Here is an 11,178-nt window from a genome sequence, read left to right on the forward strand (position 1 = left end):
CGCGCTCTACAGCTCGGCGCCGGGCTCGTCGGTGGCCATGGTCCGCAGCGGACGGTGGCCTTGGCCGTCGAGCTGGGCCAGGTGGAGGGCCCTCTACTATCTGCACGAGGCGGACCCCCTCGTCGTCCCTTCGCTGGGCCGGCTCGGCCGCTCCATCCAGGACCTCATCGCCCTCGTGTCCGCCTGCGCAAGCGCGGTCCTCGCTGCCCACCCGGTCGTGTCCGGCGCCTGCGGCCACGGTTGCGCCCGCATCGGACACCCCACCCTGCGGCCGCAGACGCAAGAGCACGACCGCTACACGACCGACGAGCATCACAACCGACCGCAACGGAATTAGCCAGCAGGATCGGTGACACGATTCCTACCTGTACCCCAACTCGCGGCGCAGTTGCGCCCCCGCATCCACACCGTGCTCGCCCAGCCCGGTCTGTTGGTGGCCGCGTGCACGGAGGAGCACCTGCGGCTTCTAGCCGGCGCCGAGACCTACGTCCACGGACTCACCCGGGGACCCTTCATCGTGTTCCGCGGTCCCTGACCGTGCACGACCCCGACCACTGGCGGATCGTCGGCTGGATGATGCGGTGCTCGACGCGGAGGGGCTCTCGACCGACGGCCGTGTGCGCCGTAGCTGACGGCTTGCCGAATGCGGATGCCGCGGCCCGAACCAGGCAGCGCAAGGGCCGAGATCAGTCCACTTCGCAGAGGGGACAGCCCGGACGATACTTTCAAGTCCACCCGACGAGTCGGGCTGTACGCCGGGGATTGTGGCCGCCTCTCTGCCGCAAGGGTGCCTGAGCTGTGCGAACACGTCGAGTGATCCTTCGCCATACGCATCCGGTGCACATCCGAGATGGGTGCAGTTCGTCTGAAGGGAAACCTCGCGTTCAGGCGGTGAGGTCGAATTCCTGCTGGCTGGGTGAGGGACAAAGCCGCTGGTGCTCGCGGCGTGCGTGGTAGCGCCAGTAGGCGTCGAGGTCGCCGTTGTCGATCAATGCGCGGAGTTTCAGCACTGCTTCGGCGCCGGTGAGTCCCCAGCGGGCGCCGGTGATGTCGAGGCGGTCACCGATCAGATGCCAGCAGGCGCCTTCGATGGCGCCGGTGGCGGTCGGCCGACCCGCGGCCAGGGCGATTCGGTCGCCTCCGCGCCCCGCCCCGCGGTCTGCAACCGGTCGGCGAAGCCGGGCCGGTCGTACGCCTCCAGCTCCACCCGAAGCGCGACCGCCAGAATCTGCAGGTCGGCCTCGGACGCGACCTCCGGCGCGAGCCGCGCGGACGCGAGCGGAAGCCCGTCTCACGCTTCAGGGCGAGCCCCGGAACGGCGATGGATAGGGGCCCAACTCGTCCCCGTGTCTTCTCGGGCTCACTGACTGTGACATGACGCTGCGCAGGCCGCGCGTTGGCGCAACGGCTGCTCACTGCCGGCCAGTGGGGGGGCGTCTCAGCGAGTTCCCACCAGATAGGCATATGCCACAACGTTCCCCGAGTACCCGGCCTTCTTTGAATAGGTTCCGCCGCAGGTAATGAGGCGCAATTCCGGGCGGCCCCTGTCACCGTAGACCTCACGTACCGGGAAGGCCCGCTTGGAGTGCGCTTTCACTCCATAGACGCGGAACACGGCTGTTTTGCCGTCACGCCGCCGGACCTCGATGGAGCTCCCTGCGCGGAGCGCCCCGAGGCCGTAAAAGACCGCTGGTCCGCCGCTGTCATCGACGTGACCGACAATGACGGCGGTACCGGCAGAGCCAGGTGACGGCGAATCCCGGTACCAGGCCGTCAAGTTGCGTTTTTCGGGTGGTGGTTCCTGGATCTGGCCGTCGCGCCGCAGTCCGACGTCCGCAACAGGGGCGGAAACACTGATCGAGGGGATCCGGAGCCCTACAGGCTTCGAGGGAGGAAGAGGAGCGGCGGCAGGCGGGTCGCCGACCTCCTTACCGGCCCGACCTGGCGCCTGGGACTGCGGCGGCTGCGGAGGGCCCGCCTCCCCGAACAAGGCGCGTGCGGTCAGGACGAGTCCGACGACGATGAATACGGCCGCGCAGCAGGCGAGTACGCGACGGCCGCGCAGCGTGAGTCGGGCCCCCCTCGAGCGCCGAGACCGGGCAGAAGGCGGACGGTTGGCCCGAGACTGCGCGGGCGGGCGTCCGGGGCGTGCATTTCGCGGGTGGCGCATAGGGCCTCGTGATCACCTGATAAGGGGTCTACGAAACGCGGCCGAGGATAACACCCGCCAATCCTTTCACCGCATATCTGGCAGCGTGTCATCGAGGCGAATTGTTTTCCACGCACCGCCATCAGACGGTAGTTCGTTCGGCTCAACGTCGGGCTTCAGAAGAATTAACCCTCCGTCCGACCAGGGAATTTCGAGCGGCAACCGGCCCAGCGGCGAGGCATGTGAATGAATCGACTCGGACACGTAAGTCGACAAGTCACCTAAGTGGGAGGTTATCGACGCCATCCCTTTGCTCGACCGCACGATTCATCGACCCGTGCGCCGCGCCCAGGGGCCAGCTACCCGAAGGAACTGAACGGAGACTCAACGTGCGCGAATCACGCATGTTCCATGCCGTGGCGCTCATCACGGCAACGGCAGCCCTGTCGCTCCCCGCCTCCGCCCTCGCTCTCCCCAACGAGGTCGTCGTCGACCCTCCCAGGGTTCAGCAGTACGCCCAGGCGAAGGTCACTGCTCACGCCTGCGGCAACCACGCCATCCACGCCACCGGTTCCACCACGGCGGCGCGCGGCACGTTCCCCTTGACCAAGGGGCCCGGTGACACTCATCCCTCCGGACGCTTCACGGTCGCAGGGAGCGCCCAGCTGGGGACGAACACCGTCACGATCATGTGCGACACGGGCGCCGACTTCACCGTCGACTTCACCGTGCTGAAGGGGGCGCCCGCCCGACCGGGCCACACACCTCCCCAACAAGCCATCAAGGTAACGGAACGCCACAGAACACCTCCCCAGCGAGCCGTCAAAGTGGCCGAACACCATAAATCCCCCACCGGGCCCGTGAACACCGGAGTCGGCGGCTCGGCTCAGGACGGCACTGCCGCAGGGCTCCTCGGGCTCGGGGTGCTCGCGGCCGGCGGCGGCGCCGTCTACGTGCTGCGCCGCCAGGCGAAGAGGAGGAACTGCTGATCGGCCCCATACCGCCGGCACGGCTACGGGCTGCCCACACGGGCTGGGCAGCCCGCGCCCACATACCGCGTCGAGAACCGAAGAGTCTCAGGGCCCGCGAACTGCCCGCGAACTGCCGCGGTGCTGCGGCTGGTTGGCAGGAGCGTCCCGCCCAGGCCGGAAGCAGAAAGGCAGACGAGTCGGGCTGTACGCCGGGTTCTGTTCCGAGGGCTCCTCGCGGGGCCCTCGGCGACGGCCATCCATCTAGGGCCGGCATTGCTGCCGGCCTCGTGCGGTCTACCCGCGGACTCGGGCGGGCAGCCCTCGGTCGTCCGCGCAGAACCGCCTCTTCTCGCGAAGGGGCGCTTCCTTTTGACCTTGCTCCAGGTGGGGTTTACCTAGCCGCCTGAGTCACCTCAGGCGCTGGTGGTCTCTTACACCACCGTTTCACCCTTACCCGGCGCCGGAGCGTCGGGCGGTCTGTTTTCTGTGGCACTGTCCCGCGGGTCACCCCGGGTGGCCGTTAGCCACCACCTTGCCCTGTGGAGCCCGGACGTTCCTCGGGGAGGTCCACAAGAACCTCCACGCGGCCGTCCGCCCGGCTCGTCTGCCGTGTCGACCATGGTACCCGCCGCGGTGCGGGCCGCGGGCCCGAGGCGGCCGTGGCCAGGAACGAACCCGCGAGGATCAGCGTGAAGGCGGCCGCGAAGGACGGGGTGAGGGATTCCGAGAGGAAGGTGAAGCCCGCGGCCGCCGCGACCGCCGGGTTGATGTACGTGAAGACCACCGCGCGGGTCGGCCCCGCCTCACGGATCAGTTCGAGGAAGACGATGAAGGCGAGGGCCGTGCAGATGACCCCGAGGCCCGCCAGGGCCGCCAGGGTCGGTCCGTCGGGGACCTCGTCCGGCCAGGTCGCCGCCGCCGCGGGGGCGTAGACGACGGCCGCGAGCGTCAGGCAGGGCGCTATCAGTTGCAGCGTCGGTACGTCCTTGAGGTGGCGGGCCACGATCAGCGGGGCGATCGCGTAGCCGAGCGCCGTGATCATGACCTCCGTCAGGGACCACGCGTCGCCGCCGGTGAGGTGCGGGATCGTGAGCACCGCGACGCCCGAGAAGCCCAGGGCCAGGCCCGTCACGCGGCGCGGGCCGAGGCGCTCGGTGTCGCCGAAGAAGCGGGCCAGGAGCGCGCCGATGATGGGGACGGCGGCGATCAGCAGGCCCGCCGTCGAGCTCGACAGGTGGCGTTCCGCGTCCGTCAGGGTCCACCACGGGCCCAGGATCTCCACGCACGCGAACGCCAGCATCGGGCGCCAGTGCGTGCGCAGCACGGCCGGCATGCCGCCCTGGCGCAGGGCGAAGGGAAGCAGCAGCGCGGCGCCCAGCGCGCAGCGCGTGAACACCACCATCGACGGCGTCAGATCGCTGTCCACCGCCACCTTGATCATGAGGTACGGGATGCCCCACAGGACGCCCATGAGGGAAAAGAGAAGCCAGCCGCGTGCAGTCATGGGGCGAGTTTCGGACGGGGCCGGTGGTTACGTCTTGAACGTTGTTGCGGGCGCCCGGTCGAGCGTTGCCGCGGGCGCCGCCACCGCCTCGTCCCGGCGCGTCCGGGGCGTGTCGGCGCGCACGCTGCTGCGGTACGCCGCCGGGGTCACCCCCACCACCCTCCTGAACCAGCGCGTCAGATGCGCCTGGTCGGCGAAGCCCACCAGGCCCGCCACCGCCGCCGGGCGCAGCCCGCCCTCCAGGAGGCCGCGGGCCCGCGTGACGCGGTGCTGCGCCAGCCACGCGTACGGCGGCATCCCCGTCGTCGTACGGAAGGCGCGCAGGAGTTGGTAGCGGGACAGGCCGAGTTCGGTGGCCAGTTCGGTGAGGGTGGGGGGCGACAGGACGTTGTCGGCCAGGCGGTCGCGGACGGCCCGGGCCACTGCCGCGGCGCCCGGGACCGGGGCCCGGTCACCGTCACGCCGGGGGCGTACGTCGGCGTGGCGGCGGGCCAGGGTGGTGAACAGCTCGGTCAGGCGGGCCTCGGCGGCGAGGGCGGTCAGGGGGTCCCGGCCCGTGCTCAGGCCCGTGTGCGCCGCCCGCAGGGCCGCCGCGAGCTGCGGGTCGTCGACGACCGCCTCGCGGAAGTGCGGCAGGGTGCGAGCGCCGTCGGCGAACAGGTCCACGGAGGGGTACATCGCGCGGTACGCGTAGCCGCCGCCCGGGCCGGGGCGGCCGGTGTGGGGCTCGCCGGGGGCCAGGACGACGACGGCGCCGGGGCCTACGTCCAGGCGGCCGCCGCGGTAGTCGATGATCTCGCTGCCGCCGACGCAGACGCCGACGGTGAACTCCTCGTGGTAGTGCGGCGCGTAGCGGTGCCGGTCGAAGCGGGCCGTGAGGAGGTCGAGGGTGCCGCCGCCCAGGGGGGCACGGGTCCAGGTGGCGCGCTCGCCGGCGGTGGCCCGCGGCGCGTCAGGGGGATTCCCCGCATGTCCGGTGTGCCCCATACATCCCCCGTCTCACCTTGCGAACGCCAGTCCGTGGCCGAGGCCGTGATCGTACGAGACGGGCGCCCGGGACGGGGCGGGGCGGGCGCTTGACCTTGTCGTGACGTCAACGTTTCTACTGGGGGCATGCGGATCGGAGAGATCGCGGCTGCCGTGGGGCTGACCACGCGCGCCATCAGGCACTATCACCATCTCGGGCTGCTGCCGGAGCCCGCGCGGCGGCCCAATGGGTACCGCGAGTACGGGCTGCGCCAGGCCATCCTGCTGGCGCGCGTCAAGCGGCTCACCGAGCTGGGGCTCGGCCTCGAGGAGGTGCGGGACGTGCTCGCCGACGACGAGGGGCGCGAGCTCACCGAGGTCCTGGCCGAGCTGGACGACGACCTGGCCCGGCAGGAGGCGGACATCCGGGCCCGGCGGGCGCGGCTCGCCGAGCTCCTTCGGATGTCGCGGGAGGGGCTGCTGCCGGGCGAGGGTCCGGTCTCGCCGGGGCTCGCGGAGCTGTTCGGGCGGTTCGGCCCGGCCGGGTCGGCGACCGCCGCCAAGGACCTGGAGCACCTGGCGCTGTTCGACGCCGCCACCGACCCGGGCCACCGCGACCGTATCTATCTGGCCCTGCGCGAGCTCGCCGACGATCCCGAACTCGCCGCGCGGATGCGGGAGTTGTACGCCCGCATGGACGATCTCGCCGACGCGGCACCGGACGACCCCCGGGTCGAGCCGCTCGGCAAGGATCTCGCGGCGATCGTGCCGGACGACCTCCTCGCGGTCCTCGCGCACGGGGGTGAGGACGGCGGCCCGTCGCCCCGGACGGAGTCCGGCATGGGGAGTTCCTTCGGCGAGGCGTTCCTCGACGACTTCGCGCCCGCCCAGGCCGCGGCGGTCCGGCAGATGCTGAAGGCGCTCACCGAGCGGACGGGGTGGACCCCATGAGCCGCGCGGCACGGGTCCTGCGCCGGCTGGTCGCCCACGAGCTGCGCGGGTTCCACAGTCTCGCGCTGTGGGCGGCCCGGCGGCGGCACGGCATCGGGGCGGGGGCGCGCCCGGCGGCGTACACCGGACCGCAGACCGCGCTGCTCTTCGGCTTCGGGTTCGTGGCGGTCGTGGAGACCGTGGTGCTCGCGCTGATCGTGCCGTGGCCCGCCGTGCACGCCGCCTTCCTGTTCGTGGACGTCTACACGGTGGTGCAGATCGTCGCGCTGCACGCCGCGTGTGTGACGCGGCCTCATGTGGCGGGCGCGGACGGGTCGTTGCGGGTGCGGTACGGACAGTTCCTCGACCTGCGGATCCCGGCCGCCGACATCCTGCGGGCGCGGGTGGACCGGCGCTACCCGGAGGGCCGCAACGTCCAGGTCCACGACGACGGCACCCTCGACGTCTCCGTCGGCAGCCAGACGACGGTCACCGTCGAACTCGTCCGGCCGGTCGGCTTCGTACGCCCCATGGGGCTGCGGGCCCGGGCCCGCGTGGTGCGGCTGCACGCGGACGACCCTCGCGCCCTGGTCGACGCGCTCACGCCGGAGCGAACAGCACCGTCGCCCGCCCCGGATCCGCCTGGGTGAGCCGCACCCGCAGCCGCTCCCCCAGCGGCAGCCCGTCCGGGCCGCCGCCCTCGATCCGGGCGACGACCGCGGGCTCGGCCAACTGCACGGTCCCGACGGCTGGTTCGCGCTCCTTCACGTCCACCACGACCCCGTCGAAGACCTCCCCGACCCGGTCCTTCAGGAGGGCCGCCTCGACGATGTCCACGCAGCCGCGCTCAACGGAGTTGGCGCGCCGGGTGCCCTCGGCCATCTCCCGCGGCAGCTCCGGCAGCGCGGCGAGCACCCACTCCGGCGGCTCCTCGCCCGCGCACGCGGCCAGGCACAGCTCGGCGGCGTAGCGGTCGACGAGGCGGCGCAGCGGCGCCGTGCAGTGCGCGTACGGCGCGGCCACGGCGGCGTGCGTCGTCAGCTCCGGCACCTCGCCCGCGCCGAACGCCGTGTACCCGGCGCCGCGCAGCAGCGTCGTGCACTCCTGGAGGAACGCCGCGTGGCGCGGGTCGCGCGGGTCGAGGGAGCGCACGAGCCGCGCGTACGGGACGTGGTGCGGCCAGTCGATGCCGAGGGCCTTCGCGGTGTGGTGCAGCCGGCCGACCGCGCCGTCGGGGGCGGTCGGCAGCGTCCGCAGGATGCCCGTGCCGGAGGCGATCATGAGGTCGGCGGCGGCCATGCCGGTGAGGAGCGAGATCTGGGCGTTCCAGCCGTCGGCGGGCAGCGGCGCGCGGAAGCCCAGCTCGTACCGCCCGTCCTTCTCGGTCACCTCCTGCTCGGGCACGTTCAGCGAGATGCCGCCGCGATCCACTTCCAGCTGTTCGCGCAGCCGCCCGATGTCCGCGAGCAGGGCGAGGGGCTCCTCGGCCGTGCCCGCGTCGATGGCGCGCTGGACGCCGTCGTAGTCGAGCTGGGCGCGGCTGCGGACCAGGGCGCGGCGCACGTCGGTGCTCCGGGTGCGGCCGTCCGCGTCCAGGTCGAGGGTCCACAGCACGGCCGGGCAGGTCTGGTCGGGCAGCAGGCTGGCCGCGCCCTCGCTGAGCGGGGCGGGGTGCAGGGGGATCTTCCCGTCGGGGAAGTAGAGGGTGGTGACGCGGCGGTGCGCCTCGGTGTCGAGCGGGCCCGAGGGGGTGACGTACGCGGCCACGTCCGCGATCGCGTACCGCACCCGGAAGCCGCCGCCCGGCCGCCGCGACAGGTGCATCGCCTGGTCCAGGTCGACGGACGACGGCGGGTCGATCGTGAAGAAGGGGATGCCGGTGGCGTCCTCGTCCGGCAGCCGCGGGGCCGCCGCGGCGCGTTCGGCGTCGGCGAGGACGGCGGCCGGGAAGGTCTCCGGCACGTCGAGCCGGGCGCGCAGGTCGCGCAGCGCGGCCCGCAGCGGAGCCTCGGCTGCGCCGGTCATATGGAGCTGACGGCGGGGCATGCACCGAGCGTAGGGCGGGGTTCGGGGGTCGGCACCCCGGCGTTCCGGGCTCGGCACCCCGGCACCCCGTACCCTTTCGCGGGGGCCGCACCCCCTCTTTTTCCGTACGCCGCGTTTCCCGCCGTACGCCGAACGAAATCGGAGAAGTGATCGTGCTCGTCCTGTTGCCGCCGTCCGAAGGCAAGGCCGCGTCCGGCCGTGGCGCGCCCCTGAAGCCGGAGTCGCTGTCCTTGCCCGGACTCGCCGACGCGCGCGCCGCCGTCCTGGACGAACTGGTCGAGCTGTGCGCGGCCGACGAGGACAAGGCGCGCGAGGTGCTCGGGATCGGCGAGGGGCTGCGCGGGGAGGTCGCGAAGAACGCCGAGCTGCGGACGGCCGGGGCGCGGCCCGCCGGGGAGATCTACACCGGCGTGCTGTACGACGCCCTCGACCTCGGCTCGCTCGACGCGGCGGCCAAGCGGCGTGCGGCCCGCTCGCTGCTCGTCTTCTCGGGGTTGTGGGGCGCGGTCGGGGTGACCGACCGGATTCCCTCCTACCGGTGCTCGATGGGGGTGAAGCTGCCCGGGCTCGGGGCGCTCGGCGCGTACTGGCGCGGGCCGATGGCCTCCGTGCTGCCCGAGGCCGCCGGGGACGGGCTCGTGCTCGACCTGCGGTCGTCCGCGTACGCGGCCGCGTGGCGGCCCAAGGGGGAGGTCGCCGGGCGGACGGCGACCGTGCGGGTGCTGCACGCGCAGGTCGTGGACGGGGTGGAGCGGCGGTCCGTCGTCTCGCACTTCAACAAGGCGACGAAGGGGAGGATGGTGCGGGCGCTGTTGGCGGCGGGGGGCGCGCCCGCCGGGCCCGCCGAACTTGTCACCGCGTTGCGGGATCTCGGGTACGTCGTCGAGGCGGAGACGCCCGGCCGGGCCGGGCGGGCCTGGGCTCTTGATGTGGTGGTGCGGGAGGTTCACTGAGGGGGCCCTGCCGGGGGCTTCCCCAACCCCGCCCCTTCCTCGTCCTCAATCGCCGGACGGGCTCTTTGGAGCCCGTCCGCCGATTCCTCGTTGCGGGGGGCGCAACGGGCTTTGCGCAGGGTGCGGGACGCGGGGCACGATGACCGCATGAACCCCGCTGCCGCCGCCAAGGCATCCGTGCTCGACCTCGCCCCCGTGGTCCCCGTAGTAGTCGTAGAGGGCATCGAAGACGCCGTCCCGCTCGCGCGGGCGCTCGTCGCGGGTGGGCTGCCGGCGATCGAGGTCACGCTGCGGACACCCGTCGCGCTGGACGCGATCCGGGCGATCGCCGACGCCGTGCCGGACGCCGTCGTCGGCGCCGGCACCGTCATCTCCGCGCGGAACGTCGCGGACGCGGTGGACGCGGGCGCCCGTTTCCTCGTCAGCCCCGGCTGGACGCCGGCACTGCTCGACGCGATGTCGGCGTCGGGGCTGCCGTTCCTGCCGGGCGTCTCGACCGCCTCGGAGGTCGTGGCGCTGCTCGAGCGGGGCGTCGGCGAGATGAAGTTCTTCCCGGCGGAGGCGGCGGGCGGGACCGCGTATCTGAAGTCCCTCGCCGGTCCGCTGCCGGGGGCGCGCTTCTGCCCGACCGGCGGCATCACCGCCGCCTCCGCGCCCGGCTACCTGGGTCTGAGGAACGTGGGCTGCGTGGGCGGGAGCTGGATGCTCCCGGCCGACGCGGTCGCGGCCAAGGACTGGGCGCGCGTGGAGTCCCTGGCCCGGGACGCGGCGGCCCTGCGCTGAGCCGCCGCGCGGCGGGCCGTACGGGCCGTCAGCGCAGATGCGCCGTGTCGTTCAGCAGCCGCACGCTCGCGTTGCCGTCCCCGTAGTACGCCACCGCCGACAGCGACGCCGCCGAGAGCTCCATGCGGAACAGCGACTCGGGCGGCGCGCCGAGGGCGAGCCTGACCAGGGTCTTGACGGGCGTGACGTGGGTGACGAGCAGCACGGTGCGGCCCGCGTACGCCGCCAGGAGCTTGTCGCGCGCGGCCTCGACGCGGGCCGTGACCTCGGCGAAGGACTCGCCGCCGGGCGGCGCGACGTCCGGCGAGGCCAGCCACGCGGTCAGCTCGTCGGGCTGCCGCTCGCGCACCTCGGCGAAGGTCAGCCCCTCCCAGTCCCCGAAGTCCGTCTCGCGCAGGCCCTCTTCGAGGTGTACGTCGAGTCCGAGCCGGGCGGCGACGGTGCGAGCCGTCTCCTGGCAGCGCAGGAGCGGGGAGGAGACGACGGCCTGGACCGTGCCGCGCGCGGCCAGCGCGGCGGCGACGCGGACGGCCTGCTCCCGGCCGATGTCGGAGAGGGAGGGGTTGCTCCCGCCGCTGCCGGAGAAGCGCTTCTGGGGGGTCAGCGGGGTCTCGCCGTGCCGAAGGAGCACGAAGGTCGCGGGCGCGCCGAGGTCGGCCGGCGCGGCCCACCCTACGGGCGGCGTCGCGACGGCCTCCCCGCCCGCGGCCTCCTCGCCGACGACACTCGCCTGGACCGCGACGGACCGCGCCGCCCGCACGTCGGCCTCGGCCCCCGTCGTCGTACCGGAAACACCGGAAGGGCCACCCGAAGCGGTCCCGGAGCCCGCGCCGCTTCCGGCGCCCCGCGCGGCAGCGGCAGCGGTACCCGCCAGCG

9 protein-coding genes, 1 other RNA gene and 2 pseudogenes are annotated in these 11,178 nt (G+C 73.0%); 5 read left to right on the forward strand and 7 right to left on the reverse strand.

All coding sequences use genetic code 11. The features are described 5' to 3' along the window. Positions 1–884: 884 nt before the first annotated feature. Both STRAU_RS40475 and STRAU_RS40480 read right to left on the reverse strand, forming a co-directional pair. Positions 885–1,124 (reverse strand): annotated as a pseudogene (locus STRAU_RS40475) (ISKra4 family transposase); the annotation flags it as partial. A gap of 314 nt (positions 1,125–1,438) precedes the next feature. Further along, positions 1,439–2,170: a class F sortase gene (locus tag STRAU_RS40480; protein ID WP_078621424.1), complete on the reverse strand. Its 732-nt coding sequence runs from the start codon at positions 2,168–2,170 to the stop codon at positions 1,439–1,441. 368 nt (positions 2,171–2,538) lie between these two features. Between STRAU_RS40480 and STRAU_RS23545 the strand changes: the two genes are divergently transcribed. Next, entirely contained in the window at positions 2,539–3,138 is a 600-nt protein-coding gene (locus STRAU_RS23545; RefSeq protein ID WP_158692115.1) for a hypothetical protein, read from the forward strand. Between the two features lie 171 nt (positions 3,139–3,309). Here the strand turns inward: STRAU_RS23545 and rnpB are convergent. The 3 genes and pseudogenes from rnpB to STRAU_RS23555 form a co-directional block, all read right to left on the reverse strand. Then, an RNA gene (gene rnpB / locus STRAU_RS39140) (RNase P RNA component class A) lies at positions 3,310–3,723 on the reverse strand. A 118-nt stretch (positions 3,724–3,841) separates the two neighbouring features. After that, positions 3,842–4,624, reverse strand: a pseudogene (locus tag STRAU_RS44710) (DMT family transporter); the annotation flags it as partial. A 27-nt stretch (positions 4,625–4,651) separates the two neighbouring features. Continuing rightward, positions 4,652–5,611 (reverse strand): AraC family transcriptional regulator, encoded by a 960-nt coding sequence (locus STRAU_RS23555; RefSeq protein ID WP_016642888.1) that lies wholly within the window; start codon positions 5,609–5,611, stop codon positions 4,652–4,654. A 126-nt stretch (positions 5,612–5,737) separates the two neighbouring features. Between STRAU_RS23555 and STRAU_RS23560 the strand changes: the two genes are divergently transcribed. Both STRAU_RS23560 and STRAU_RS23565 read left to right on the forward strand, forming a co-directional pair. Next, complete coding sequence (locus STRAU_RS23560) at positions 5,738–6,541, forward strand: MerR family transcriptional regulator (RefSeq protein WP_016642890.1); 804 nt, start codon at positions 5,738–5,740, stop codon at positions 6,539–6,541. Next, entirely contained in the window at positions 6,538–7,170 is a 633-nt protein-coding gene (locus STRAU_RS23565) for a hypothetical protein (RefSeq protein WP_016642891.1), read from the forward strand. The genes STRAU_RS23560 and STRAU_RS23565 overlap by 4 nt, the downstream gene beginning before the upstream one ends. Here STRAU_RS23565 and STRAU_RS23570 read toward each other — a convergent pair. Beyond that, the gene (locus STRAU_RS23570; protein WP_037661413.1) at positions 7,121–8,566 is read right to left on the reverse strand and encodes an RNB domain-containing ribonuclease; all 1,446 of its coding nucleotides are present in this window, start codon (positions 8,564–8,566) and stop codon (positions 7,121–7,123) included. The two genes, STRAU_RS23565 and STRAU_RS23570, sit on opposite strands and share 50 nt — an antisense overlap. Before the next feature lie 152 nt (positions 8,567–8,718). On the opposite strand from STRAU_RS23570, the gene yaaA reads away from it, so the two are divergent. Together yaaA and eda are read left to right on the forward strand one after the other, a co-directional pair. Continuing rightward, a complete protein-coding gene (yaaA, locus tag STRAU_RS23575) occupies positions 8,719–9,519 on the forward strand; it encodes a peroxide stress protein YaaA (RefSeq protein ID WP_037661427.1) in 801 nt (266 codons plus the stop codon). A gap of 147 nt (positions 9,520–9,666) precedes the next feature. Continuing rightward, positions 9,667–10,302, forward strand: coding sequence for a bifunctional 4-hydroxy-2-oxoglutarate aldolase/2-dehydro-3-deoxy-phosphogluconate aldolase (gene eda, locus STRAU_RS23580; protein WP_016642895.1), 636 nt, complete (start codon positions 9,667–9,669; stop codon positions 10,300–10,302). A gap of 28 nt (positions 10,303–10,330) precedes the next feature. On the opposite strand, the gene STRAU_RS23585 is transcribed toward eda, so the two are convergent. Continuing rightward, positions 10,331–11,178, reverse strand: an 848-nt coding sequence (locus tag STRAU_RS23585; RefSeq protein ID WP_106968017.1) for a bifunctional RNase H/acid phosphatase, incomplete at its 5' end; no start/stop codon positions are given.

Source organism: Streptomyces aurantiacus JA 4570 (genome assembly GCF_000414115.1).
In the GTDB taxonomy this organism is placed as follows: domain Bacteria; phylum Actinomycetota; class Actinomycetes; order Streptomycetales; family Streptomycetaceae; genus Streptomyces; species Streptomyces aurantiacus_A.

Bases quoted from the DNA above. Each gene is read 5' to 3' on its own strand.
- STRAU_RS23570 (WP_037661413.1), bottom strand. From the start codon at position 8,566: ATGCCCCGCCGTCAGCTCCATATGACCGGCGCAGCCGAGGCTCCGCTG.
- STRAU_RS40480 (WP_078621424.1), bottom strand. From the start codon at position 2,170: ATGCGCCACCCGCGAAATGCACGCCCCGGACGCCCGCCCGCGCAGTCT.
- eda (WP_016642895.1), top strand. From the start codon at position 9,667: ATGAACCCCGCTGCCGCCGCCAAGGCATCCGTGCTCGACCTCGCCCCC.
- STRAU_RS23565 (WP_016642891.1), top strand. From the start codon at position 6,538: ATGAGCCGCGCGGCACGGGTCCTGCGCCGGCTGGTCGCCCACGAGCTG.
- STRAU_RS23555 (WP_016642888.1), bottom strand. From the start codon at position 5,611: ATGGGGCACACCGGACATGCGGGGAATCCCCCTGACGCGCCGCGGGCC.
- STRAU_RS23560 (WP_016642890.1), top strand. From the start codon at position 5,738: ATGCGGATCGGAGAGATCGCGGCTGCCGTGGGGCTGACCACGCGCGCC.